This window comes from Kocuria sp. cx-455 (assembly GCF_057707085.1).
Map to the genome: position 1 here is coordinate 269,458 of NZ_JBYIPM010000003.1, position 25,233 is coordinate 294,690.

Consider the following 25,233-nt stretch of genomic DNA (forward strand, 5'->3'; position numbering starts at 1 on the left):
GCGGACCGTGGTCGTTGATTCGGTGCTGTCCGCCCCTACGGGGCAGCATATGAGCATCGGTGATCAGGTCCTGAGCACCAGGACCGGGTCTCCGTCACGCACCTCGAGAGTGGGGGTCCGAACGGTCATGTCCCGGCGAGCGCTGAGGAACGCGATCGCGGAACCCGCCTGCGCGATCATCTCCAGGATCGCCTGGACCCCCGGGTTCGCCACCTCACCCAGGTCGAATTCCTGGTGTGAGTCACCCTCCCCCGCAAAGAGCGCTGACACCGGTGATTCGCCGGGATTCTCCAGCAGGGTCGCCGCATCCACCCACCCCAGCCAGGGACCCTGACCGCGGGGCTGCAGGGGTGCGCAGCGCTGGCCCACGGGGAGCACGGCGGCAAAGTACCTCAAGTCCACCCTCTGGTGCACGAAATCGGAAGTCATCCACCGGGCGAGGGGTTTCAACAGCTCTGATCGGAAAACGAACAACCTGTTGGCGAGCACCTCCGCGAAAGAGATGTCCAGGGCGCAGAGCTGCTCACGAGCCAGCATCCAGTCCGCCCCGTCCACGTTCTCCGCCACGACGTCCCCCTCGGAACCCGCGAAGAGCAACCCCGTTTCCACAAAGGCACGGCGCGCCGCGGCCACGACCGAGCGGCGTGACAAGCCGATGTCCTCGGAGCCGAGCCGCTTGGCCCACTCGGTGGGGCCGGGCCCGGACCACACCAATGGCTCGTCGTCGCTGGGTTCCAGGAGGCCGCCCGGGAAGGACAGTTGCCCCAAGGAAGGCCGCTCCGGGCGGTGGATCATGAGGGCCTCCACGCCGTGCTCACCGTCACGCACCACCACTACGGAGGCCGCGTGCCTGGGAGCCGAGCCGTGGATTCCCACACCCCGGTCCAGCCAGGCCAACGCGGCCTTCCGGTGAGCCAGCGGAACGTGAAACAGCCGTTCGGAGGATCCGCGGGCAGCTAGGTCAGCTGAACTCGACAATCAGTTCGACCTCCACGGGCGAGTTCAACGGCAGTACGCTCACGCCCACTGCCGAGCGGGCGTGTCGACCTGCCTCGCCGAAGATGTCCCCCAGGAGGGTCGACGCGCCGTCGATGACTCCGGGCTGGCCGTAGAAATCGGGGGCGGAGGCCACAAAACCGGTCACCTTCACCACCCGGACCACGCGGTCCAGGTCTTCGATCTGCGCCTTCACGGCGGCCACCGCGTTCAGCGCGCACCGCGCGGCCAATTCCTGGGCGCGTGCCGGGCTCACGTGATTCTCGCCCTCGGTCTCACTGACCACCCCGGCGGCGGGCAGAGCGCCGTCGATGAACGGCAACTGGCCGGCCGTGAAGACGTACTTGCCGGAGACCGCTGCCGGGGCGTACGCCGCGACGGGCGCGGCGACCTCGGGCAGGGTGAGACCCAGCTCTGCAATACGGTCATCAATGGAACTGCTCGTTGTCATGACGGGCCCTTTCGGCGCGGATCGATCAGTTCTTGGGTCGCTTGAAATAAGCAATGGGGTTGGTCTGGACCGGTGCATTGACGTTGGCGGCCGGCACATCCGCGGCCTGGGTGCCCGGCAGGACGGTCACCAGCTCCCAGCCGTCGTCACCCCAGTTGTCGAGGATCTGCTTAGTAGCGTGAATCATGAGTGGAACGGTTGCGTACTCCCAAGTGGTCATGGTCACCACCCTAGTGCCAGCCCCGGGTTGTGTCCCTTCACCGGTTCCTGATCACCCCCTGTGACTGTGCTCTCCGGAGCACCCTCGCTTCCAGCCCCGGCTTGTACACTGGCGCAATGGCATCACGCAAGAACTCGGACTCCGAGCCCGCCTCGGTCTTCGGCAATGTTGTGGCTTTCTTCGCCGCCGCAGTCGTCGCAGGCATCGTGGCGGCAGGGCTACTCGTACCCCCCGCAGCAGCAGCCGGCATGGCAGCCAACGCATCCATTGGCTGGTTCAAGTCCCTCCCCGACGAGATGGAGATGGGGCCGCTGTCCCGTTCCTCCACGGTGGTGGCTCGCGACGGAACCAAGCTCGCCACGTTCTTCGCGCAGAACCGAGAACCGGTTGCGCTGGAGGACATGTCCGAGGACATGCAACACGCCATCCTGGCCATTGAGGACCGTGACTTCTACGAACACGGCGGCGTGGACACCGGCGGCATCGTTCGCGCCATGGGAAACAACATCTTGCGCCCCAGCGCCCGCCAAGGCGCCTCCACCATCACCCAGCAGTACGTGAACAACCTGCTGATCGACCAACAGGTGCGCGCCGGCGAACAGGCCAGCACCATTGGAGCGGACAAGGGCGTGGTGGACAAGATCAAGGAGATCAAGCTCGCCCTGTCCATGGAACAAGAAATGTCCAAGGACGAGATCCTGGAGGGCTACCTAAATATCGTGTTGTTCGGTGGGCAGAACTACGGCGTAGAAGCCGCCGCCCAGTACTTCTGGGGGATCCCCGCTTCGCAGCTGAACATCCAGCAGTCCGCCACTTTGGCCGGCATGGTGCAGTCCCCCAACTACTACAACCCGCAGGTCAATCCGGAAGCTTCCGAGCAGCGCCGCAACCTGGTGTTGGACACCATGGTGCAGACCGGTGCCATCACGCAGCAGGAACATGATCAAGCTGCCGCGGCTCCCCTGGACCTGGACATCCACACCAGCAATTCCGGTTGTTCCGCTGCCGCGACCGCGCCCTACTTCTGTGACTACGTACAGAACGAGGTCATGCAGTCCGAGGCCTTCGGTGCAACCCCCGACGAGCGCCTGGCCACCCTGCAGCGCGGCGGTTTGACCATTCACACCACGCTGGACATGAACGCCCAGCGTGCCGCGGAGCGCGAAGTCAACAGGACCCAGCCGCGCGACAACAACCCCGACAACGTCTCCACCGCTCTGGTGTCCCTGGAGCCCAAGAACGGGCACATCGCCGCCATGGCCCAAAACACGTTCTACTCCGGTGAAGAGGGCGCTTCAAACACCACCTACAACTTCAATGTGGACACCACCATGGGTGGTGCGGGTGGTTTCCAGGTGGGCTCCACCTACAAGCCGATCACGCTGGCCCAGTGGATCAACGCCGGCAAGGGTGTGAAGGCGACCATTGATGCACGTCGCACGAATTACCCTGCCGACTACAAGTGGCGGGCTTCCTGCCTGCCCGGCGGAGTGAAGTACGAGCCCGGTGATGACGGAAACGGCCTCTCGTTCCAGAACGCGACGCGCGGCTATGAGCGTCAAATGCAGGTGGACTACGGCCTGTACAACTCGATCAACACTGCGTTGTACGCGATGGCCTCGGATCTGGACCTGTGCGACATCGGAGAAATGTCTGAGGACTTGGGCATCCACGACGGTAAGACCGGTGAGCCGGTGGATACCACCATCTTGTCCTCCTTGCTGGGTGGCTCCGTGGACATCGCACCCATGACCATGGCCCGTGCGTTCTCGGCCTTCGCCAACGACGGCGTGCTGTGCGAGGTTCGTTCCATGACCAAGGTCGAGGACTTCACCGGGAAAACCTACGATATTCCCGCGGACAAGTGTGAACGTGCCATCAAGGAAGAAGTTGCCCAGGGCGTGAACTACACGCTGGAGCAAGTCCTGACCCGAGGTTCCGGCTATCAGCGTGACATCGGTCTGCCCGGGGCTTCCGCGGCCAAGACCGGCACCACCGACAACTCCACCCAGACGTGGATGATGGGTTACACCAAGGGCCTGTCCACTGCGTCCTGGGTCGGTAACTACGAGCTCGGCTCGCGGTCATTGAACGGCCTGTCGATCGGTGGCCGGACGGGAGGTAGCGGCACCGACTGGGTCGATGGTTCCACGTACGCCGGTGAACAGTGGCAGAACTTCATGAACGATGTGGCCCGGGATTACGACACGTCCGAGTTCTCGGATCCGCCGTCCAGTGTGCTCTCCACCAATAAATGAGTTCCATGAGTAGCGGTGCCCGCGCAGCCGCAGTACTGACCGCGGGGATAGCAGCTGCGGGCGCGAGCACCGCCGCGTGGGCGGTGTTCGGGGAGCGGCGTCGGTTCCAATTGCTGCAGGAGAGGGTGCAGGTTTTGCCCGCCGGTTCCAGGCCGCTGCGCATCCTGCACATTTCGGACCTGCACACGGTTCCCGGCCAAGAGACCAAGAAGCGTTTCGTCCAGTCACTGGCGGCGCTGCGGCCGGACCTGGTGATCGACACCGGGGACAATCTCTCGCACCTGCGAGCACTGCCGTATCTGCTGGAGATCTTGGAGCCGTTGTTCGAGTTCCCGGGTGTGTACGTGCCGGGCTCCAACTGTTACTTCGCACCCCAGCCCAAGAATCCTCTCCGGTACCTGTGGCGGACCACGGCCAGCGAAGATCCGGCGGACACCACGCGGTTACCCACCGAAGACATGCACCGCGCATTCGACGCCGCCGGGTGGACAGGCCTGATCAATCGCCACGATCACCTGCGCGTGCGGGACACCGTGCTCGATTTCTCAGGCGTGGACGACCCGCACCTCGCTTATGATCGTCACCCCGGTTTCCCGGAGACACGTTCCGATGACGACGTCGCCACCCTCCGCATCGGCGTGGCGCACGCCCCGTATCTGCGAACCCTGGACCGATTCGTTGAAGACGGCGCGGATCTCATTTTCGCGGGTCACACCCACGGCGGTCAGGTCTGCCTTCCTGGTGGCCGCGCCCTGGTGAGCAACTGCGATCTGGATCCCGCCATCTGTAAGGGTCTGATCGATCACCACGGTGTTCCGGTGAATATTTCCCAGGGGTTGGGCGAATCACGATTCGCCCCCGTGCGATTGTTCTGCCCGCCCCAAGCGGTTCTCATGACGCTCACGGACTGAGCAGCTCTTCCGCGCGGTTGTCGGCCTCTGGTCCTACCATGGGTGTTAGCACCCTCACACCCCGCAGGAGCATCGCATGAGCGCACCCGTCCAGGAACAGTCCAGCACTACCACCGAGCAATTCGTGGCGCAGGTACGCGAGGCGTGCGGCGCGGGATCGGTTGCCGAGAGTGAGCTAGAACGACGGGTTCTGGCCCACGACGCGTCCCACTACCTGCTGCAACCCCAAGCCGTGGTGCGCCCCCGAGATGCTGGGCACGTGGGCCATGTCTTTGCCGCTGCAGCCCGCTACGGAGTGGAACTCACATTGCGCTCGGGCGGTACGTCACTGTCCGGGCAGGCCGTCACCGATCAGGTTCTGGTGGACACCCGCCGTCACTTCCGCGATGTCGAAGTACTGGACGGCGGCGCCAGGGCCCGCGTTCAGCCCGGGGTCACCATCCGTCAGGTCAACGCCCGCCTGGCGCCCCACGGGTACAAGCTGGGCCCGGATCCGGCCAGTGAGGCCGCGTGCACCGTGGGTGGCGTGGTGGCCAACAACTCCTCGGGTATGGCGTGCGGCACCGAGTTCAACACCTACCGCACCCTTGAATCCATGACCGTGGTGCTGCCCTCCGGAACGGTGATCAACACCGCCGATGCGGACGCGGACGCCCGGTTGCGCGCCGCCGAGCCCGAGCTCCACGAGGGGCTGCTCCGGTTGCGGCAACGCGTTGTGGCGAACCCCGAGTCGGTGCGCACCATTGAGCGATTGTTCGCCATGAAGAACACCATGGGTTACGGGCTCAACGCGTTCGTCGATTTCGAAGAACCCGTGCGGATCCTCGAGCACCTCATGATCGGTTCGGAGGGCACGCTGGGTTTCGTGGCCGAGGCGGTGTTCCGCACCGTACCCATTCATCGCTTCGTGGCCACCGGCCTGCTCGTGTTCCCCACGGTGGTGGCGGCCACCAGCTCCGTTCCGCAATTAGTGGACGCCCACTCCGCCACGGTGGAGTTGCTGGACGCCACCTCGCTGAAGGTTTCCCAGCGCACCGGCCAGGCTCCCCCGGTGATCATGGACATTGCCGTGGATCAGCAGGCCGCTTTGCTGGTCGAGTACCAGGCGGATTCGCAAGCCGAGGTGCGGGACCAGGCCCGGGCGGCGTCGTCGTTGTTCGCGGACCTGGGACTCGAAACCCCCGCGCAACTGACCACCGACCCCAAGGAACGCGCCAGTCTGTGGACCGTACGCAAGGGCCTGTACACGACCGTGGCGGGCAACCGGCCGACCGGCTCCAACGCGCTGCTCGAGGACATCGTGGTGCCGGTGCCACAACTGGGTGAGACGTGCGAGGAACTGACCGCGCTGTTCGACGCGCACGGTTACGAGGATTCCGTGATCTTCGGGCACGCCAAGGACGGCAACGTGCACTTCATGCTCAACGAGCAGTTCACTGACCAGGCAAAACTCAAGCGGTACGAACGGTTCACCGAGGACATGGTGGATGTGGTCCTCGATCGCGGCGGCGCACTGAAGGCGGAGCACGGAACCGGGCGCATCATGGCGCCGTTCGTGCGGCGGCAGTACGGCGATGAACTTTACGAGGTGATGATCGAGCTCAAACGCCTGATCGACCCGGAATATCGCTTCAACCCGGGCGTGATCCTCACCGATGACCCCACCGCGTACTTGCGTGACCTCAAGACGGCGCCCACCGTGGAGGAAGAGGTCGACCGCTGTGTGGAGTGCGGTTACTGCGAGCCCGTGTGCCCCTCGCAGAACCTCACGCTCACGCCGCGGCAGCGGATTGCGGGGCGCCGCGAGATCGCGGAGGCGGAGCACGCCGGAAACCAGGCGCTGGCCGCCCGGCTGTCCCGCGAGTACGACTACGCCGGCCTGGACACGTGCGCCGTGGACGGCATGTGCGTGACCGCCTGCCCCGTGCACATCAACACGGGCGACCTGGTGCGTCGGTTGCGCGCGGAAAATCATTCCAGGGTCGCGGATGCCGTCTGGGCGGGTCTGGCGCGGTCCTGGTCCGTGACGGCTCCCGGTGCCGCCTTTGCGTTGTCCGTGGCCAAACGGCTGCCCGCGGTGCTGCCGGTCAGCGCGACCGCGGTGGCGCGGGCGGCTCTGGGCGCGGACAACGTTCCGCAGTACAAGCCTCAACTTCCGGCGGGTGGCCGCTCGCGGGATTTCTTGACGACGTCGCCCGCGGACGTTCCTGCGGAACAGGCCCGTGCCGTGTTCTTCCCCGCGTGCATCGGGGCCATGTTCGGAACGGTCGAGGGCGCCGGCCCGTCCGTGTCGGAAGCTTTCCTGAAGCTGTGCCGGCGGGCGGGCGTGGGAGTGAGCATTCCCGAGGGCATCACGGCCACGTGTTGCGGCACGCCGTGGAAGTCCAAGGGACTACCCACCGGCTACAAGACCATGTCCCACCGCACGCTGGAGACCCTGTGGGAGGCCTCCGATCACGGCCGGCTGCCAGTGGTGTGCGATGCGTCATCGTGCACCGAGGGGTTGGAAACCATGCAGCAGTTGGCGCGGGAGACCGAGAAGTACGCGCCGTTGCGCTTTGTGGACGCCGTGGAGTTCGTCTCGGACCACGTGTTGGATCGGTTGACCGTCTCCGAGCGGGTGCGTTCGGTGGCCGTGCACCCCACCTGTTCCTCCGTGCAGTTGGGCATCAACGACCACTTGATGCGCTTGGCCAACGCCGCAGCGGAGCAGGCGACCGTGCCCTTTGCCTGGGGTTGCTGCGGCTACGCGGGTGACCGCGGCATGCTGCACCCGGAACTGACGGCTGCGGCCACGGCTCCGGAAGCCGCCGAGGTGAACGCCACACACTACGACGCCTACGTCTCTCTCAATCGCACGTGCGAACAGGGCATGACCGAAGCCACCGGCAAGCCCTACGAGCACGTGTTGCAGGTACTCGAGCGTGCGAGCAGGTGACGGGCGGCCGGGTCAGTTCAGAACGGCGCGGTCAAACCTCACGGCGCGGGTGCGGCACGGCTTGGGAGGCGGCCCGCGCCACGGGGACGGCCGAGACGAGGCATACGACCACGCCGACAGCCAAGCACGCGATGAAGCCCCTGACCGGGCCGATCCCGAGGATCTCGCCCACGAACGGGCCCAGCACCGCGAGAACGAACGGCACCGCGAAACCCGTGTAGGTCAGGGTGTAGAAGACGCCGATGAGCGCGCCCAATTCGTGTGGTTCGGCGATGATCTCCACCTCCCGCAAACCGGAAACCATCATGATGCCGTAGCTGCACCCCAGAATGATGGCGGCGGGAACCACCAGGAGTGCGCTGTCCAGCTCGACGGCGATGCCACCGGTCAGCAGACCCACGCTCGCGGTGCCCAGGCCCACGACCGACAACGGCAACCAGCCGTGCGAGGCGAGTCGCGCGGCGACCGGCTGGATGAAGATACCCGAAAACATGCCCACGCCGGAGATCAGGCCCAGGTAGGCGACCGGATACGCGACGTTGTCCGTGACGAAACCCGGGATGCTCGTGAACGCGACCGTGGCCGTGCCGAAGACCCACGGTGCCCACGCGGCGACCGCCCAGAAGAAGCGGCCGGTGAGTGCGATCCGCGGCACCAAAGGTGGCCGCTTGATGCGCCCCTCACCGGGGAACTGCGTTTCGGGGACACCCCACACCAGCGGGACGGTCACGAGGACCAGGGCAATGTGCAGCAGATACGGGGTGACCTGGGGGGCGGGCACGAACTGGGCGAATTGCGCGGCGATCAGGGGTCCTCCACCGAAGCCCGCGGACAGCACGATCGTGGCACGTCGCGGGCCGGCCGCTGGGCGGTCCACGGACAGCTGCTTGATCCACGCGGACCCCGAGGACATGGCCATGCCCACCCCGAAGCCCATGATCCAGCGGCCCACGTACAGCACCCATTCGGGGGCCTCACTACCGGCCGCGAGAATGCCCGAGGCCACAGCGACCAGAATCAGCGCCGACCGCACCACTGCCCGGCGGCCGTAGTGGTCGGAGACGGGACCGAAAATCAGCAACGCGGGCACCAGACCGACAGCGTAAATACCGAACATCGCCGTCACGGAGGCTTCGGAGATGCCGTCCTGATCGCGGTACACCTTGAGCATGGGCGCGAACAGGTTGGTGCCGAACCCCACCGCGAACATTGCGAGTCCCACGCGGATCCAGGTGCGAGAGGTCATGGCGCCGCCTCGGGACGGGGAGTTCTTGTCACCGATGGCGGGCCGCGCAGTCATAGTGGAGACCTTACCTGTGATGCTCGACACTGGAGATAGTGAGTCGTCCACGGGTCGCCCACCATGGCCAAACGTGGATTTCACAATCACACTTGAGTCCCGCTATGCTGGAGCAGTTGTTTGCGGGTACGCCTGCCAACATCGGGATGTGGCGCAGCTTGGTAGCGCGCGTCGTTCGGGACGACGAGGTCGCAGGTTCAAATCCTGTCATCCCGACCAAATTTCCCCTTGTCATCACTGTCCGTGACGGCAAGGGGATTTTTCATGTCCGGAGGCCTCCGTGCGCATCCCGCGGGACTGCCGCGACGAAGAGCAGGTTCCCCAACTGGCCGCCCGGGACGCATCCGCTGCGACGGCTGGCGCGGTCCCGGATCGGCATGTGATGGAATCAACCCATGACTGATCAGCAACGCCGGCGTCCGTTCGCCCAGGTCGATGTCTTCTCCCGCGAGCCCCACATGGGCAATCCGGTCGCGGTGGTGCTCGACGGCACGGATCTCAGCGATCGGGACATGGCCCGGTTCGCCCGGTGGACCAATCTGTCCGAAACCACGTTCGTCCTGCCACCCACCTCGCCGGACGCTGACTACCGGATGCGGATCTGGACCCCCGGCGGCGAACTCCCCTTCGCGGGTCACCCCACGCTCGGCTCGGCGCACGCCTGGCTCCAGGCGGGAAACGCCGCCCGCTCCGGCAATGTCATCGTGCAGGAATGCGCCGCCGGACTGGTCGAGATTCGAGCCACCGACGACGGCGCGCTGACCTTCGCCGCGCCGCCCACCTCGCGGACGGGGAGCTTCGACCCGGCCATGCTCGAACAAGTCACGGCCGGGCTGGGCCTGGATGACGAGGAAATTGTGGCTCATCAGTGGGTCGACAACGGACCGGGCTGGGCAGCCGTTCTGCTCCCCTCCGCCGCCGACGTCCTGGCCATCGAACCGGATTACCCGGCACTGGGAAATTACAAGATCGGCGTGGTGGGCCCCTATCCGGAGGGCAGCCCGCAACAGTTCGAAGTCCGCGCCTTCGTGACCGGCACCGGCGGGTACGAGGATCCCGTCACGGGGAGTCTCAACGCGAGTCTGGCGCAGTGGCTCATGAGAACCGGCCGTGCGCCGTCGTCGTACGTCGCTCAACAGGGCACGGCCATGGGACGCCGCGGGCGTGTGACCGCGACCTCGGACGCCCAGGACACCGTGTGGGTGGGCGGGCACTGCACCACGTGCATCAGCGGATCGGCGCTGCTGTGAGCGACCGGCACAGCGGACCCGGCAAGGGCGAACTGGACCTGATCTTCGATGGCCGCTGCGGCTTCTGCACCCGCGCCGTGGGGTGGGTACGCATCCTCGACCGGCACGGCCGCATCACCACCCACGCGTACCAACAACCGGACGTGCTGGAACGTTTCGGTCTCACCGAATCACAAGCGCACGCGGCAGTTTGGGCCGTGGCTGGCCAGACGAAAACAGCCGGCGCGGCCGCCGTGGCCGCCACCCTGGACACCGCCCTCGGCACACGCATCTTCGGCCGGCTGTATCGCGTCCCGCCGGCGCGAATGCTTCAGGATCGTGTCTACCAGTGGGTTGCCGACCACCGCGGAAAGTTCCCCGGTGTGACTCCGTGGTGCGAGCAGCATCCGGGGCAATGCTCGACCAGAACCACGTAATTACAAGAATGCCCGGAGCTCTCGGGCGGCAGCTTCGGGATCGGCGGCGTCCGTGACCGCCCGAACCACCACGATCCGAGACGCACCACTCTCGAGCACGGACGGCAACCGCTGCGCGTCAATCCCGCCGATGGCGAAGAACGCCTTGTCGCCCGCGTGCTCCGCCGCGTACGTGGGCAGTTCCAGGCCCACGGCCGCTCGGCCGGGTTTGGTGGGCGTCTCCCACACGGGCCCGGTGCAGAAATAATCGAGCCCTTCATCCGCGATGGCGCCGTCCACCTGTTCGCGGGACAGGCACGAACGGCCGATGATCACGTCATCACCCAGTAGCCGGCGCGCCTGCGGGGTGGTGAGGTCGCCCTGTCCCACGTGAAAAACGTCCGCGCCGGTGAGCAGGGCGACGTCCGCCCGGTCGTTGACCGCGAAGAGCTTGCCGTGGTCCCGAGCAACGTCCGCGAGCACCTCGATGGCCCGGATCTCGGCCGCGGCCTCGAGGGTCTTGTCACGCAGTTGGATGATGTCCACGCCGCCCTCGTACGCGGCATGCAGGAATTCCCGCAGGTCGCCGCGGTCTTGCCGCGCGGTGACGCACACGTACAGCTTGGCCTTCGCGAACGCGTCACGCCTGCGGGTTCCCAGATTCTGCTCCTCACTCATGTGGCCATGGTGCCACGGGTCACGGCTACACTGGCAGGTATCGGTCGCACGGCCGGTAGTTCCACGGGAGTCCGCACTTGTTGTCTCGGCAACCACCGCAGCGGGCTGAGAGGGCGTGAGCCGCCGACCGGAAACCTGATGCGGATCATGCCGCCGGAGGGAGTGAAGTGGTACTTATGCCACCCGTTGGTCACCACGGTGCGCCACGGCACGCAGTGGTCGCGGGCGCCGGCCTGATCGGCCTGGCAACCGCTTTCGAATTACGACGCCGCGGGGTTGCCGTGACGCTCGCCGATCCCGAACCTGCCTCGGGAGCCACCTACGCAGCCGCCGGCATGTTGGCTCCCATTGCCGAAACACAGTACGGGCAAGAGGGTCTCTACCCGCTCATGGCCGCCTCGGCCGTGGAGTATCCGGCGTTCATCGAGCGTGTCTCCGCGGCATCGGGACTACCCAGCGGTTACTGCACGGAGGAGACCCTGGTGGTCGGGGCGGATTCCGCGGACGCGCAGAGCCTCCAGGATCTTACGAATCATCAGCGGGCCGCCGGCATGCAGGTGGACAACATCACCGCCCGCGAGGCCCGAAAACTCGAACCCGCTCTCGCACCGCATCTCGCCGCTGCCATCAGGATTCCCACGGATCACCAGGTGGATCCCCGGTTACTCGCGGCCTCGCTGATGCACGCGCTCGATGCGCCCGTCATCGACACACTGAACGGTGCCACCGATCCCGGCCCCGTGCGCTGGTTCCATGCGAGGGTGGACCGGGTTCTCTCGACGCGCGGACCCGAACGCCGGGTGAGCGGAGTGTTCCTGGACGGCGGCGAGACGGTCGAGGGCGACGCGGTGGTCCTGGCGACCGGTCTGAACGCCGGTGACACCGGACAGCTGCCGCCTGACTTGAATTTGCGACTGCGCCCCGTGTACGGCGATGTTCTCAGGCTCCGGGTACCCGATTCGTTGCTGTTGCCGGGCGAGGAGAACCTGATCGCGCGAACGGTGCGCGGGCGGGTCGGCGGGCGGCCCGTCTATCTGGTGCCCCGCGCGGACCGCACGCTGGTGCTGGGCGCAACGAGCCGTGAGGACGGCCGCGACTCGGTGCTGGCTGGCGGCGTGCATCAATTATTGCGGGACGCGCGAGCAATTATGCCCGCCGTGGACGACTGCGATGTCCTGGAAATGATTGCCCGCGCCCGCCCCGGAACCCCGGACGATCTGCCCTACGTGGGGCTGTGTTCCGTGAACGGGCTGATTATCAGCACCGGCCACTTCCGGCACGGCATCCTACTCACGCCCGTGGCTTCACGGCTCGCCGCCGAACTGGCCACCGGCGAGTTGGACCCGGTCGTCAGCCACGAACGCGACCACGACTTCTTGACCTCGACAGACCCCGCGCGGCATTCTCCCGCGCACCCCGAGATGTAGCAGGTGACGCCATGAATACCGCCCCGCAGGACACCATCCTGGTCAATGGAAACCCCGTACCCCTCACAGAGGGCCTGTCGGTGGCCGATGCCGTGGCCGACCTGACCGGCCGCGACATCACCGCCGCGGGCCGCGCGGCCGACGGCAAGCCGCTGGGCATTGCTGTGGCGCTCGATCACGCGGTGATCCCCCGGGCCCGCTGGTCCGACACCATGCTCGAAGCCAACCAGACCGTGGAAATCGTCACCGCGGTGCAGGGAGGCTGAGATGGCGAGCGATCAGTTGATCATCGACGGCGTGAGCCTGGGCTCCCGACTCATCATGGGCACCGGCGGTCTCACGGATCTGGCGATGTTGGAGCGTGCGCTCCTGGCATCGGGCACCGAACTGACCACCGTGGCGGTGCGGCGTTACGCGCCCGGATCGGGCCTTGGCGCGGGCACCGGCCGCGCCGGCCGGAACGCTGAAGAGGTGGCGCCGCGCAACGGAACCAATGCTGCCGACCACGGGGCCGCGGCGTCGTCGCCACGGGACAGTCTCTACGGAATCCTGCACCGCAACGACATCAAGGTGCTGCCCAATACGGCCGGCTGCTACACCGCCAGGGATGCGCTGCTGACCGCGGAGCTGGGGCGGGAAGCGCTGGAAACGGACTGGGTGAAACTGGAGGTCATTGCGGACGAGGACACCCTGCTCCCGGACGGCGTGGAACTGCTCGACGCCACCGAACAACTCGTGGCGCGGGGTTTCAAAGTGTTCGCGTACACCTCGGACGACCCCGTTCTGGCGCTGCACCTCGAACGGGCCGGGGCCACCGCGGTGATGCCGCTGGGCGCGCCGATCGGAACCGGACTGGGCATTTTGAACCCCCACAACATTGAGCTGATCGCCTCTCGGACGAGCGTTCCCGTGGTGCTGGATGCGGGGATCGGCACGGCATCCGAGGCGGCACTGGCCATGGAACTGGGTTGCGACGCCGTGCTGCTCGCCTCCGCCGTGACTCGCGCCCAGGACCCCGTGGCTATGGCTCAGGCCATGCGGTACGCGGTGGATGCCGGGCGGTTGGCGCGCGGAGCGGGCCGAATCGCACGCCGCACGCACGCTGTGGCGTCGTCACCGATGGCCGGACGGATCGGCACGGGGAATGATACTGCCGGGTCCGCTACCTCTGGAGCTGATGTGCCCCGCGGGGACTGGCCGGCGCCCTCCCCCGTCTCGTCGTCTTCACCGTTGTCCTCACCCGCCCCGTCAGACTCGGAGTCGCACGTTTCATGACCGCACCGTCCCCCTTCCCGCCCCTCGTCGAGCCCGCCCCAGAGCTCAGCCGCGATGAACTCGAACGCTATTCCCGCCACCTCACGCTCCCGCAACTCGGAGTCGATGGCCAGCGGCGACTGAAGAACGCGCGCGTTCTGGTGGTCGGCGCCGGAGGCCTGGGGGCACCCGCCCTGCAATACCTTGCGGCGGCCGGAGTGGGGACCCTCGGTGTGGTCGATGACGACGTGGTTTCCGTGTCCAACCTGCAACGTCAGGTGATACACGGGATGCCCGACATCGGCCGCGCCAAGGTTGATTCCGCCGCTGACGCCGTGGCTCGCCTGAATCCCCTGGTCACCGTCATCACGCACGGCGAGCGCCTGAGCACCGAGAACGCCGTGGAGGTCATCTCCGGCTACGACCTGGTCATGGACGGCGCGGACAACTTCGGCACGCGGTATCTGGTGTCCGACGCCGCCGAACTCGTGGGGATCCCGGTGGTCTGGGGGTCCATCCTGCGCTTCGACGGGCAGGTGTCCGTGTTCTGGTCCGGCCACGGCCCGGTGTATCGCGACCTCTTCGCGGAGGCACCGGCACCCGGTCAGGTTCCTTCCTGCGCCGAGGGCGGCGTGCTCGGCATGCTCCCGGCCACCATCGGGTCGGTCATGGTCACCGAGGCGCTCAAACTGATCACCGGTGTCGGCCGCCCGCTGGTGGGGCGTGTGCTCATCCACGACGCCCTCGCCCAGACCTGGCGCGAACTCACCGTTCTACCGGATCCCGATCGCCCTCCGGTCACCGATCTCTCGCAGGTCGCCGTGGCCTGCGGGGTCCCTCCCGCCGACGACGCCGCCCCCGCCTCCCACGAAACCGTCACCGCCCCGGAGCTGGCCGGGCTGCTGACCTCCCGCTCCCTGGGTGAAACGTCCTTCACGCTGATCGACGTGCGTGAAGACTGGGAACGGGATCTGGTCTCCATCCCGGGATCAATACAGGTCCCGCTGCAGGAAATCCTGGACCGCGGTGTGTCCGCGTTGCCGGATTCGGCGGAGGGCAATGTGATTCTGCACTGCAAGGCGGGAGTGCGCTCCGCTCAGGCTCTCGGTGCATTGCGGGGGGACTACGCGCTGCGGGAGGACACGGTGAAGCACCTGGACGGCGGTGTGCTCGCCTGGATCGACCAGGTGGACCCGTCACTGCCGCGCTACTAACGCTGCCGGCAGTTTCAAGGGAGGCAAATGCGGGATGTGGGCCAGAATTCTGCACTGACCTCACACCAGATTGCGCCGCTGCAGTTACCTCACACCAGACTTCAGGGTGGGAGGGGTTCTGCCCAGATCGACGATATGGAGAGCTTCTCGGGGCCTTAACAGTCACACGTGTCACCATGAAACTGACGGTCGAGTCACTGGGGCCGGCCGTGTCACTGAGGAGAGATCGTGCCCAACACTGAAGTTGCTGCCCCTCGCGTCTATGTGGTCACCGGAGCCGGATCCGGCATCGGTCAGGCCTCTGCCGCTCAGCTCATCGAAGAAGGCCACCGGGTCATCGGCGTTGATCTCAAGAATACGGAAGTGGTCGCGGACCTCTCCACCGAGGAGGGCATCGCCGGGATGGCGGAAGAGATCTCGCAACTGACCTCCGTGGTGGACGGCGTGATCGCCAATGCCGGAACCTCGTTGCAGGCTCCCCTGGACGTGGCCGTCAACTTCTTCGGCGCGGTGGGAACGGTAGAGGGCCTGCTCCCCCTGCTCAACCAGTCGGATGCGCCGCGGGTATGCATCACCGCCAGCGCGGCGTCGTTGCACCCAGCCCATGACGACCTCCTCGAGGCGATGCTCAACGGTGACCGTGCAACCGCCGCAGCGATCGGCGAGCAGCTGGTGGCCGCGGGCGGAATGGCCGGTTATCTCAACTATTCCTCCTCCAAGCAGGCCGTGACCCGCTGGATCCGCAGCAATGCCACCACCGAAGGGTTCGCCGGTGCGGGGATCTCGCTCAACGCCGTAGCTCCCGGTGTGGTCATCACGCCCATGACCGAGCAGCTCTTCGCCACCGAAGAGGGCCGCCAGCAAATGGAGCAGGGCATGCCCTCTCCCCTGAACGGTCCGGCCCGCGCCGAGGACATCGCCGCCGCCATCTGCTTCCTGACCTCCACCGCAGCCGGCAAGATCACCGGTCAGGTGTTGTTCGTGGATTCCGGCTACGACGCACTGACCCGCGGCGACTCCTCCTGGTGAGCCGCACGGCCGCCCGATCCGTCGCGGGCGGCCCTGCGGATCAACCCAGCAGGATCACGTCCAGGGTGCGGGGACCGTGGACGCCCTCCACTCGTTCCAACTCGATGTCCGATGTGGCGGACGGGCCGGAAATCATGGTGGTGGGTGCGGTCGGTTCCACCCGCGCCATGGCTTCCGGGACCAGTTCCACGATCGAGTCCAACGGCACAATGCAAATGTGGTGATCCGGAACCAGCGTGATGGCGCGGCGGCCCTCATCCGGGCGACCGGACAGGAAGATCGTCCCCGTCTGCGCGCAGGACACCGTGGAGGATGTCACCACCGCATCCACCTGGTTCAGTTCCCGCACACTCAGAGCCGACGCCTTACGGGCATCATTGGGATCCATGATCACACGGCGGGCGGCCGTGTCCTCCGGTAGGAACGCCGTATCGAATCCCTCCGGAATCACGTAGCGAGCCGATGCGCCCAGTTGGGTTGCGATGCGCTCGGCCACGGACTCCGCCGTTTCACGAAATACATTCGCCTTGTAATCGAGCAGCCGGTCCTCGAGCATCTCCACGATCTCCTCGCGGGACAGCTCCGACGTCTTCCGGTAGGCGCGCGGCGTCTCCGGCACAACCGGCTGGTCGGTCAGTGCGCCGCGGATGCGGGCCAAGATCTCGGTTTTGGCGTCCGCGTTCATCGCTGCGCTCCGTCCTGATCGTTGTTGCCGTTGCTGGACTGGGGCGGCTCGGTCGCGGGCCCGTCCGCAGAACCGTCGCTGGGGTCGGAAGCGACCACGCCGTCCTGGGCCAGCCGCTGCTCGGTCTCACCTTCGTGCTTCTTCCACCAGTTGCGGAAGGACTGCTTGGGCGGTTCTGGAACGTCACGCTGGTCGGTCCAACCACCCACCACACCGGGCAGCCAACCGATTGCATGATCACGACCCGCAACCACACGACCCAGCGGCAGGCCCTTTTCCGCAAGTGACATCCGCTTACCCGAGGACATCACGAACGAGGCGCCCTTCATCATGGCGTCCATTTGCGTGGGGATCTTCCGGGCCGGCGCGGACTGGGCGATCTTGCGCCCGGCGGATCGCACGGATGCAACTACGTCACTCGCGGCTCCGCGGGTGGCGGCGCGCGGTGTCCGCGAGCCCGGATCGGTGCGGTCGGAATCCGCATGACCCGTCAGTGCTTTCTCCGACCGCCAGTCGTCCGCAGACTCCGTTGCGGGGTCGTGCGATACGGGAGCCGCAGCGGCGTCGTCCTGGGTGCGTTGACCGTGCTGGGTGCGAATATCCTCGTCGCGCAGGTGCACCAGGATGTCCGGAATGTTGATCTTGACCGGACACACCTGGTAGCACGCGCCGCACAGGGAGGAGGCGTACGGCAGGGAGGCGTTCTTCTCGGACGTGATGCCGGTGAGCTGCGGCGAGAGGATCGCGCCAATGGGCCCCGGGTACGTGGAACCGTAGGCGTGACCGCCGGCGTGCTCGTACACCGGGCACACGTTGAGGCACGCGGAGCAGCGGATGCAATGCAGCGCCGAACGGCCGTCCGGGTCGGACAGCACCGCGGAGCGACCATTGTCCAACAGGACCACGTGGAAATTCTGCGGCCCGTCACCCGGTGTCGCCCCGGTCCACAGCGAGGTGTAGGGGTTCATCCGCTCGCCGGTCGAGGAGCGCGGCAGCAACTGGAAGAAGACTTCGAGGTCCTCGTAGGCCGGCAACAGCTTCTCGATACCCATCACCGTGATCAAGGTGTCCGGCAGGGTCAGGCACATGCGCCCGTTGCCCTCGGACTCGACCACGGACAGCGTGCCCGTCTCGGCAATGCCGAAGTTCGCACCGGAGATCGCCACGCGCGTGGTCAGGAACTTCTCTCGCAGATGCTGCCGGGCAGCCTCCGCTAGAACGCGCGGTTCGCTCGTGAGCTCGTCCGTGGCTCCGGGCATTTCGCGGCGGAAGATCTCGCGGATCTCCTCGCGGTTCTTGTGGATCGCCGGGACCAGGATGTGCGAGGGCTTGTCGCGGCCCAGCTGCACGATGAGCTCCGCCAGGTCCGTTTCGGTCGCGGTGATGCCGTGTTCCTCGAGATGAGCGTCCAGGCCGATTTCCTGAGTGGCCATGGACTTGACCTTGATGACATCCGTGGTGCCGGTTTCCCGCACGAGCTCGGTCACGATCCGGTTGGCCTCGTCCGCATCACGCGCCCAGTGCACCACGCCGCCGCGGGCCATCACGTTCTGTTCGAATGCCTCGAGGAGCTCGGGCAGGTTGGCCATCACGCGTTCCTTGATGGCCGATCCGGAATCGCGCAGTTGCTGCCAGTCCGGAACCTCGCCCACCACGCTGGCCCGTTTGCCGCGAATGGTGTGGGTTGCGTGCCGGATGTTGGCGCGCATCTGATCGTTCTTGAGTTCTTCCTTGGCCGCCTTGGGGAATGCGACCTGCGCGTGCAGATTGCCCTGCCCGTGCACGGGTCGCACCGCGGGCATGCCCAGATCGGTGATACTCATCGGTTACCTCCAGCGTGCGACGCCGCCCGCGCACCCTGCGCGGGGATGGACAGTTCCACGGGGCCCTCCACCACGAGTGGGTTCTCCTTGGTGGAGGCCAGGATCTCCACGAGGTGCACGGTGCGCACCGGGGCTTTCCACTTGGACGCGGCACCACTCAGGTGCATCAGGCAGGACGAGTCACCGCCGGTGCACAGAGAAGCACCCGAGGTTTCGATGTTGCGCAGCTTGGCCTCGGCCATGGCACCGGAGACGTCCGGGTTCTTGAAGGAGAAGGTGCCGCCGAAACCGCAGCATTCCTCCGCGTCCGGCAGCTCGCGATAGTCGATACCGCCCACGGACTTCACCAGGTCCTTCTGTCGGTCCCCCAGGTTCAGCAGGCGCATGCCGTGGCACGAGGGGTGATAGGTCACGGTTTCCGGGAACCAGGAGCCGAGCTGCTCGGCGGCATCGGTCACGCCCAGCACATCGATCAGCAGTTCGGAGAGTTCATACGTGGTGGCGGCGACATCCGCGGCCTGTTCGGCCAGCACGTCGTCCCCGCACTTTCGCGCGACCATCGGCTGCTGGTGGCCCAGCGACGCGACGCACGAGCCGGACGGCGCCACGGCCACGTCGTACTCGACCTCGGTGAAGGCCTTGACGTGATTGCGGATCACGGGCAGGGCGTCCTCGAAGTAGCCGCTGTTGACGTGCATTTGCGAACAGCAACCTTGTCCTTGGGGAAATACCACCTCGTGGCCGAGCCGCTCCAGAACGCGCACGGTGGCCAGCGCAACCTTGGGATACATAGCGTCCACGATGCACGTGGCGAACAGTGCGATTCTCACAACCTTGATCTCCGATACCTCTGGCTCCTGTGGTCTGACCATGCTAGGTGAGTGAACGCGATCACACAACCAGGCTTATCGTGTCAGCCCCGCGGAGGCGCGTCCGAACTGACTGTGCAGTGTGACGAGGATCATGTATGCTTCGTGGTCTGACCATAGTGGTCGGACCATATGAACGGACCCACCGGAGCCCGCAGGAGACAGCGTGACCACATTTACCGCCATGACCGACGCCGTGGGTGGCAGTGTGGGACTTTCAGCCCTGGTGGGCTGCATCCCTCTGCTCACCTTTTTCGTGATGCTGTTGGCCTTCAAGACCAGCGCCCACGTGGCCGGCCTCACCGCGCTGGGTGCCGCGCTGCTCGTGGCGATCTTCGGTTTCAACATGCCGGCCCAGCTCGCCGCACTGAGCGCCACGCAGGGTGCCGTGTACGGCCTGTTCCCCATCGTGTGGATCGTGGTCATGGCGCTGTGGTTCTACCAGGTCACGGTATTGTCCGGGCGCTTCGAGGACCTGCGCACCATCTTCGACACCATTGGCGGCGGTGACCTGCGTATCCAGGCCATGCTGATCGCGTTCTGCTTCGGCGGTCTGCTGGAGGCCCTCGCCGGTTTCGGTGCGCCCGTGGCCATTACCGCGACCATGATCCTGGCGCTGGGCCTCAAGCCGCTCAAGACGGCCACTGTGGTACTGATCGCCAACACCGCGCCCGTCGCGTTCGGCGCGATCGCCATTCCCATCACGACCGCCGGCGTGCTCACGGGCCTGAACCCGGCACACATTGGTGCCGTGGTCGGTCACCAGGCCCCGTTCTTCGCGTTCGTGGTTCCGTTCTTCCTGCTCATGATTGTCGACGGCGTACGTGGCCTCAGGCAGGCCTGGCCCGCTGCGCTGGCCGTGGGCGGCACCTTTGCCATTGCCCAGTGGTGGTGCGCCACACACTTCTCCTACGAACTCACGGACGTGGTGGCATCCCTCGCGGGCCTTGCTGCGGCGGTGATTCTCATGCGCTTTTGGAAACCCAAGGGCGCCGAGGAAGTTCGTGCGGATCTGGGCATCGATCGGCCCCAGAGCGTGGACGGCCTGACGCCGGTGCGCGCCTGGATGGCAGTGCTGCCCTACATCCTGGTGGTCGCGGTCTTCGGTATCGCCAAGTTGTGGACCTGGGGCGTCAATGTCCCCCAGGCTCTCGCAGCGACCGATATCAAGATCCCCTGGCCGGGCCTGCACGGTCACCTGTTGAACTCCGCCGGTGAGCCCATTTCTGGTTCCGTGTACAACTTCCAGTGGCTGTCCAGCCCGGGCACGCTCTTACTGATCTCCGGCTTGCTGGTCGCCATCATCTACTCGGTGTTCAATAATCACGGCCGCTTCAAGCTCACCGTGGGCAACGCACTCGCCGAGATCGGCCGCAGTGCATGGAAGATGCGTTTCTCCGCTCTGACCATTGCCTCCGTACTCTCCCTCGCCTACGTCATGAACTTCTCCGGCCAGACCATTTCCATCGGAACGTTCGTGGCCGGCCTGGGTGCGGCGTTCGCGTTCTTCTCTCCGGTGCTGGGCTGGGTGGGCACCGCCGTGACCGGTTCGGACACCTCCGCCAACGCGCTGTTCGCCAACCTGCAGAAGACCGCGGCCTTGGAATCCGGTCTGGACCCCTACTTGATGACCGCGGCCAACACGTCCGGTGGCGTGGTGGGCAAGATGATTTCACCGCAGTCCCTGGCTATTGCCGCAACCGCGGTGAGCATGCAAGGTCAGGAGTCCAAGATTTTCCGTTCGGTGATTCCATGGTCCATTGGCTTGCTGCTCGCGCTGTGCTGCCTGGTGTTTCTGCAGTCCAACGTGCTCGCCTGGATGCTTCCCGCGGCATAGACTTGACGATGCATAAACCGCCCGCCACTCGTGCATCACGGGTGACGGGCGGTTTTCTTTCAACAACCCGCAGGAGGACCACATGGTTTCCACCCCCGCTTACACGGTGGTGTTGAACTGGCTCGAGGAGCAGTTGCGCGATGGGAAGATTCGCGTGGGTGACAAACTCCCTGCGGAACGAGCGTTGGCGGAGCACTTCTCCATTTCTCGCGCGTCGGTACGTGAGGCCATCCGCATCCTCGACGCCATGGGGCTGTTGCGTTCGGGCACCGGCTCCGGTTCCCACGCCGGCGCCACGGTGATTTCCGAACCTTCCGCCGCCCTCGGCTGGGCCCTCCGCATGCACATTGCCACCCAGGCGCTACCGGTCAAGGACGTTGTCACCACACGTCTCATGTTGGAAACCCAAGCGGCGTGGGATGCGGCGTCGGGTGACAACGATGATCACACGGACCGGGACGCCATTCTGACCCAGGCCCACGACATGCTGGACCGCATGGACGACCCCGCCATGCCCAACGATGAGTTCCACGCCCTGGACGCCCAGTTCCACCTGCTCCTGACCTCCCTGGCGGGTAACGTGGTGCTGGAGACCGTCATGGTGTCGCTGCGTGACGCCACCATTGGCTACGTTCAAGAAACCGTGGCCACCTTGGAGGACTGGGCAAGTATCCGTTCCTCGTTGCAGACCCAGCACCGTGGCATTCTCGCGGCCGTCACCGAGCGCGACGGCAAGCGAGCAACCCGATTGTTGCGCGATCACATCAACTGGTTCTACAGCTTGGTGCCGCGCACCCAGAATCCATCGCGGTAGCCTCACAACGTGCGGCAGCAGAAATGCGGCCCCTCCTAGTCGAGAGGGGCCGCATCTTACTTCTACGGTGCTGACGCGACGGGAGTCTCGGAGCATCACGCAAGGTGATCCAAGTCTTCCGGAGCTCTAACCGGGGAGGGCCAAACAAGACCCCCGCCGCGAGTTCAGCGTGACCCAGGCATATATTGGCGGCACCGTACACTTGCTGCCTCACCCAAGAACCTGAGCCGGTGAACACTTCTTTCGTCGCGTTCATGTACTACTGTGCCGCACCGCACCGCCGGGTGAACATGGCCAAATGGCCAGAGTTGAGGCCCCCGACCTGTGAAAAGCCTGTGAACCAATTCACCGGGTGAGATCTTCGGTCAGTTCCGGCTTCACCAAGCCGCTTTGGATACCCGCGATCAACACCTGGACCCGGTCCCGAGCGCCGAGTTTGTCGCACAGTTGCGACACGTACGCCTTGACGCTTCCGTGAGAGACTTTCATCTTCTCCGCGATCTCGTTGTTGTTGAGTCCCTTGGCGATCCACCGCAGGGTGTCCAGTTCGCGGGCCGTCAGCTCCGGGACGTAGGACTGCCGACTCGCCGCGCCGTATGACTCCACCGGAGGGGTATTGGTCGGTTCATTCCAACTTTTGCGTACCGAGGGGACCGGCACATCACCCAGCACATTGTTCGCCAATGAATTCGCCACGGACTGCGACAGCGTCATTTCATCTTCTCGTACCTGCAACACTGCAGAAACTATTTCTTCATGGCGAGCATCTTTAACCAAATATCCGGAGGCCCCCGCCCGAAGTGCTGGCACGACATACTCGAGCGTAGAAAAAGTGGTGAGTGCGAGAACTTTGCTGCGGGGCGCCTGGTGGACGATTTGCGCGGTGGCCTCGATCCCGTCCATTCCGGGCATCCGGATGTCCATGAGCACTACATCGGGATCCAGCTCCAAGCACATTTGAACGGCTTCGGCTCCCTCGGACGCTTCACCCAAGACCTGGAATCCTGGCTCGGCATCAAATAGATTTCGCAGTGCATCGCGCATGAGCGGGTGGTCATCGACCAACATAAGGGTGCACGAATCCATATTCTGATCATAAACTGATCCCATGAACTCACCTCACACCATGTCCCCCCGCCATACTGACCAAACCGGAGCCGCAAAGAGTTTCAAGCAGGCTCTCGCAGCGACTCTGATTGCTTGCTCCCTGTTGTTCACCGTGGGGGGCCCCGCGTTGACCGCTCAGCAGGGTGCCGCCGAAAAGGGCCCGGGCAGCGCCCTTTGCCGTTACATCCCCCAGCTCTGCGGCGGGTGGTAATCGCCACACCGACCGGATCTACCTCCGTGCGGGAGGGCTTCAGCCGCACCAGTCCACTGCCTGTCTGGCTTCGCGTCACATTGGTTCTCTTCGCTGCAATTGGACTTTTTGACGATCTCCGAGCACTAGACCCGGCGACATATGCTGCATCCACGATGATTCTCGTGGCCGTTCAGATGACACTCGGCTACGTGTCGTTGGCTCTGATTGCATGGCGACCGGGCGTTGCAAGTGCATTGATGCCAGTTCCTCTGGTTCTGGCGCTGCTTACCCACAACTACGCCTCCACCCTTATTTGCGCGGTGATTGTCACGGTGGCCACCGTGAGCATGTTGCCACGCCTGTTGACCATGGTCTACAGCTTGGCCCTCGCAGCCTGGACCATCACGGCCGTCGTGGTGGAAAGCACCACGGACGCCCTGTGGATCATGGGAACACCGTTGGTGGTCGGGGTGATGATCGGCGTAGCCCTACGGTTTTTGGTCATCCAGCATCGGGAGAACAAGGCTCGCTTGAGAAGTGTGGAGGCCGCACACCAGCAGCTGCGTGAACAGGAACGCCTGGAACTCGCCCGTGACCTCCATGACGTGGTGGCTCACGAACTCACTCTCGTGACCATGCAGGCTGCGGGTTCCCACCGGCAGGAGGATCCCGCAGTACTGCACGAGACCATCTCCACCATCGAGAACGCGGCCCGGTCCGGCCTCCAAGAACTGCGCACCCTGCTGCACATTCTGCGCGAGTCTCCGGGGGCCGTGACCAGGAACGACAGCTCATCCGGTCTGACCACCGGCTCCTTGAAGAACCTGATGGCTTCCCTCAGTGCGAGTCTCAGCGCAGCCGGCTTCAGGGTCACCGTGAACGCCCATGACGGTTTCGACAAGCTGCCCACCACCGTGCGCGGCACCGCAGCGCGCATTCTGCAGGAAGCTACTACCAACATCATTAAGTACGCGCCCGCCGGTTCGGACTGCCTGTTGTTCCTCGCCCTGGATACCAACGTGATGCTCATCCGTACGGAGAACCAGCTCCAGCACTCCTACGAGGTCGGTCCTGACGAATATCCCCTCACGTCCGGCTACGGGCTGCACGGCATCCAGGAGCGCGTGGCGCTGCTCAACGGGGATGTCACCTATGGACCGGACAACGGTCGCTGGGTCTTGGACGTGCGGATCCCGTTCGCCAATGCGTGAGCCAGCGGCGCCCCTCTCCGGTGATCACGCCGCACGAGCCGTCCGCCGTGTGGTGCTCGCGATGCCATCCGGGAGGGTGTTGTCCTACGGCGATCTCGCCGAACTCGCCGGGCTGAGTTCCCCGCGGTTGGCCGCTCGCATCCTCTCGCGCGGTCTCGCCGGTGACGACGTCGCCTGGTGGCGGATCGTGCGCGCGGACGGTTCCCTGCCGGATCACCTCCAGATCGCGGCACGCGAGCACTACCTGGCGGAAGGAACCCCGCTCAAGAACTCTGATGCCCACCTCGTACAGGTGGCGATGCAAACCGCACGCTGGGACGACCCCCCGGAATTCTTCTCGGACCCAAGGCAGTGAACACCCCGTGTGGAAAGC

At 65.4% G+C, this 25,233-nt stretch carries 23 protein-coding genes and 1 tRNA gene; 15 read left to right on the forward strand and 9 right to left on the reverse strand.

Translation table 11 applies throughout. From position 1 onward, the window contains the following. Positions 1-63 precede the first annotated feature (63 nt). Genes AC3ENJ_RS06740 through AC3ENJ_RS06750 form a run of 3 tightly spaced genes read right to left on the reverse strand, consistent with a single transcriptional unit; the run spans position 64 to position 1,667 of the window. On the reverse strand, positions 64-978 hold the full coding sequence (locus AC3ENJ_RS06740) for an NUDIX hydrolase (protein WP_431813492.1): 915 nt from the start codon (positions 976-978) through the stop codon (positions 64-66). Then, positions 962-1,447 carry a RidA family protein gene (locus AC3ENJ_RS06745; RefSeq protein WP_190781205.1) on the reverse strand — a complete coding sequence of 162 codons (486 nt, stop codon included), beginning with the start codon at positions 1,445-1,447 and terminating at the stop codon, positions 962-964. Before AC3ENJ_RS06745 ends, AC3ENJ_RS06740 begins: the two co-directional genes overlap by 17 nt. Before the next feature lie 25 nt (positions 1,448-1,472). Next, positions 1,473-1,667 carry a DUF4177 domain-containing protein gene (locus tag AC3ENJ_RS06750; protein WP_031272633.1) on the reverse strand — a complete coding sequence of 65 codons (195 nt, stop codon included), beginning with the start codon at positions 1,665-1,667 and terminating at the stop codon, positions 1,473-1,475. Positions 1,668-1,783: 116 nt separating this feature from the next. Between AC3ENJ_RS06750 and AC3ENJ_RS06755 the strand changes: the two genes are divergently transcribed. The 3 genes from AC3ENJ_RS06755 to AC3ENJ_RS06765 all read left to right on the forward strand — a co-directional run bounded on the left by AC3ENJ_RS06755 (position 1,784) and on the right by AC3ENJ_RS06765 (position 7,774). Next, positions 1,784-3,925: a transglycosylase domain-containing protein gene (locus tag AC3ENJ_RS06755; RefSeq protein WP_431813493.1), complete on the forward strand. Its 2,142-nt coding sequence runs from the start codon at positions 1,784-1,786 to the stop codon at positions 3,923-3,925. A gap of 5 nt (positions 3,926-3,930) precedes the next feature. Beyond that, positions 3,931-4,836 carry a metallophosphoesterase gene (locus AC3ENJ_RS06760; protein ID WP_431813494.1) on the forward strand — a complete coding sequence of 302 codons (906 nt, stop codon included), beginning with the start codon at positions 3,931-3,933 and terminating at the stop codon, positions 4,834-4,836. A 76-nt stretch (positions 4,837-4,912) separates the two neighbouring features. Continuing rightward, positions 4,913-7,774 (forward strand): FAD-binding and (Fe-S)-binding domain-containing protein, encoded by a 2,862-nt coding sequence (locus tag AC3ENJ_RS06765; protein WP_431813495.1) that lies wholly within the window; start codon positions 4,913-4,915, stop codon positions 7,772-7,774. 31 nt (positions 7,775-7,805) lie between these two features. Here AC3ENJ_RS06765 and AC3ENJ_RS06770 read toward each other — a convergent pair whose 3' ends face one another. Further along, complete coding sequence (locus AC3ENJ_RS06770) at positions 7,806-9,074, reverse strand: MFS transporter (protein WP_431813496.1); 1,269 nt, start codon at positions 9,072-9,074, stop codon at positions 7,806-7,808. 142 nt (positions 9,075-9,216) lie between these two features. On the opposite strand from AC3ENJ_RS06770, the gene AC3ENJ_RS06775 reads away from it, so the two are divergent. From AC3ENJ_RS06775 to AC3ENJ_RS06785, 3 genes are all read left to right on the forward strand, one after another. After that, positions 9,217-9,293, forward strand: a tRNA-Pro gene (locus tag AC3ENJ_RS06775). A gap of 176 nt (positions 9,294-9,469) precedes the next feature. Then, a complete protein-coding gene (locus tag AC3ENJ_RS06780) occupies positions 9,470-10,324 on the forward strand; it encodes a PhzF family phenazine biosynthesis protein (RefSeq protein WP_431813497.1) in 855 nt (284 codons plus the stop codon). Beyond that, positions 10,321-10,740, forward strand: coding sequence for a thiol-disulfide oxidoreductase DCC family protein (locus AC3ENJ_RS06785; RefSeq protein WP_308495797.1), 420 nt, complete (start codon positions 10,321-10,323; stop codon positions 10,738-10,740). The genes AC3ENJ_RS06780 and AC3ENJ_RS06785 overlap by 4 nt, the downstream gene beginning before the upstream one ends. Here the strand turns inward: AC3ENJ_RS06785 and thiE are convergent, their stop codons facing one another. Then, positions 10,741-11,397: a thiamine phosphate synthase gene (gene thiE / locus AC3ENJ_RS06790; protein WP_190806742.1), complete on the reverse strand. Its 657-nt coding sequence runs from the start codon at positions 11,395-11,397 to the stop codon at positions 10,741-10,743. It lies immediately after the preceding gene. 176 nt (positions 11,398-11,573) lie between these two features. On the opposite strand from thiE, the gene thiO reads away from it, so the two are divergent. The 5 genes from thiO to AC3ENJ_RS06815 all read left to right on the forward strand — a co-directional run bounded on the left by thiO (position 11,574) and on the right by AC3ENJ_RS06815 (position 16,321). After that, the gene (gene thiO, locus AC3ENJ_RS06795) at positions 11,574-12,824 is read left to right on the forward strand and encodes a glycine oxidase ThiO (RefSeq protein ID WP_431813498.1); all 1,251 of its coding nucleotides are present in this window, start codon (positions 11,574-11,576) and stop codon (positions 12,822-12,824) included. 11 nt (positions 12,825-12,835) lie between these two features. Next, positions 12,836-13,090 carry a sulfur carrier protein ThiS gene (thiS, locus tag AC3ENJ_RS06800; protein ID WP_190806740.1) on the forward strand — a complete coding sequence of 85 codons (255 nt, stop codon included), beginning with the start codon at positions 12,836-12,838 and terminating at the stop codon, positions 13,088-13,090. 1 nt (position 13,091) lies between these two features. Further along, a complete protein-coding gene (locus AC3ENJ_RS06805) occupies positions 13,092-14,099 on the forward strand; it encodes a thiazole synthase (RefSeq protein WP_431813499.1) in 1,008 nt (335 codons plus the stop codon). Beyond that, positions 14,096-15,292, forward strand: a complete 1,197-nt coding sequence (gene moeB, locus AC3ENJ_RS06810; protein ID WP_431813500.1) for a molybdopterin-synthase adenylyltransferase MoeB — start codon at positions 14,096-14,098, stop codon at positions 15,290-15,292. The genes AC3ENJ_RS06805 and moeB overlap by 4 nt, the downstream gene beginning before the upstream one ends. Before the next feature lie 228 nt (positions 15,293-15,520). Then, positions 15,521-16,321, forward strand: a complete 801-nt coding sequence (locus AC3ENJ_RS06815; protein WP_431813501.1) for an SDR family oxidoreductase — start codon at positions 15,521-15,523, stop codon at positions 16,319-16,321. Between the two features lie 40 nt (positions 16,322-16,361). Here AC3ENJ_RS06815 and AC3ENJ_RS06820 read toward each other — a convergent pair whose 3' ends face one another. Genes AC3ENJ_RS06820 through AC3ENJ_RS06830 form a run of 3 tightly spaced genes read right to left on the reverse strand, consistent with a single transcriptional unit; the run spans position 16,362 to position 19,659 of the window. Beyond that, entirely contained in the window at positions 16,362-17,006 is a 645-nt protein-coding gene (locus tag AC3ENJ_RS06820; RefSeq protein ID WP_190806736.1) for a LutC/YkgG family protein, read from the reverse strand. Then, complete coding sequence (locus AC3ENJ_RS06825; RefSeq protein WP_431813502.1) at positions 17,003-18,829, reverse strand: lactate utilization protein B; 1,827 nt, start codon at positions 18,827-18,829, stop codon at positions 17,003-17,005. Before AC3ENJ_RS06825 ends, AC3ENJ_RS06820 begins: the two co-directional genes overlap by 4 nt. Further along, positions 18,826-19,659: a (Fe-S)-binding protein gene (locus tag AC3ENJ_RS06830; RefSeq protein ID WP_431813503.1), complete on the reverse strand. Its 834-nt coding sequence runs from the start codon at positions 19,657-19,659 to the stop codon at positions 18,826-18,828. Before AC3ENJ_RS06830 ends, AC3ENJ_RS06825 begins: the two co-directional genes overlap by 4 nt. A 205-nt stretch (positions 19,660-19,864) precedes the next feature. Here AC3ENJ_RS06830 and AC3ENJ_RS06835 point away from each other — a divergent pair, with 205 nt between their 5' ends. Together AC3ENJ_RS06835 and AC3ENJ_RS06840 are read left to right on the forward strand one after the other, a co-directional pair. Next, the gene (locus AC3ENJ_RS06835; RefSeq protein ID WP_431813504.1) at positions 19,865-21,535 is read left to right on the forward strand and encodes an L-lactate permease; all 1,671 of its coding nucleotides are present in this window, start codon (positions 19,865-19,867) and stop codon (positions 21,533-21,535) included. Positions 21,536-21,617: 82 nt separating this feature from the next. After that, the gene (locus AC3ENJ_RS06840; protein ID WP_190780633.1) at positions 21,618-22,349 is read left to right on the forward strand and encodes a FadR/GntR family transcriptional regulator; all 732 of its coding nucleotides are present in this window, start codon (positions 21,618-21,620) and stop codon (positions 22,347-22,349) included. A 345-nt stretch (positions 22,350-22,694) separates the two neighbouring features. Here AC3ENJ_RS06840 and AC3ENJ_RS06845 read toward each other — a convergent pair whose 3' ends face one another. After that, positions 22,695-23,459, reverse strand: coding sequence for a response regulator (locus tag AC3ENJ_RS06845; protein WP_431813505.1), 765 nt, complete (start codon positions 23,457-23,459; stop codon positions 22,695-22,697). Between the two features lie 447 nt (positions 23,460-23,906). On the opposite strand from AC3ENJ_RS06845, the gene AC3ENJ_RS06850 reads away from it, so the two are divergent. Then, positions 23,907-24,860, forward strand: coding sequence for a sensor histidine kinase (locus AC3ENJ_RS06850; protein WP_431813506.1), 954 nt, complete (start codon positions 23,907-23,909; stop codon positions 24,858-24,860). Next, positions 24,853-25,215 (forward strand): MGMT family protein, encoded by a 363-nt coding sequence (locus tag AC3ENJ_RS06855; RefSeq protein WP_431813507.1) that lies wholly within the window; start codon positions 24,853-24,855, stop codon positions 25,213-25,215. The genes AC3ENJ_RS06850 and AC3ENJ_RS06855 overlap by 8 nt, the downstream gene beginning before the upstream one ends. Positions 25,216-25,233: the final 18 nt, after the last annotated feature.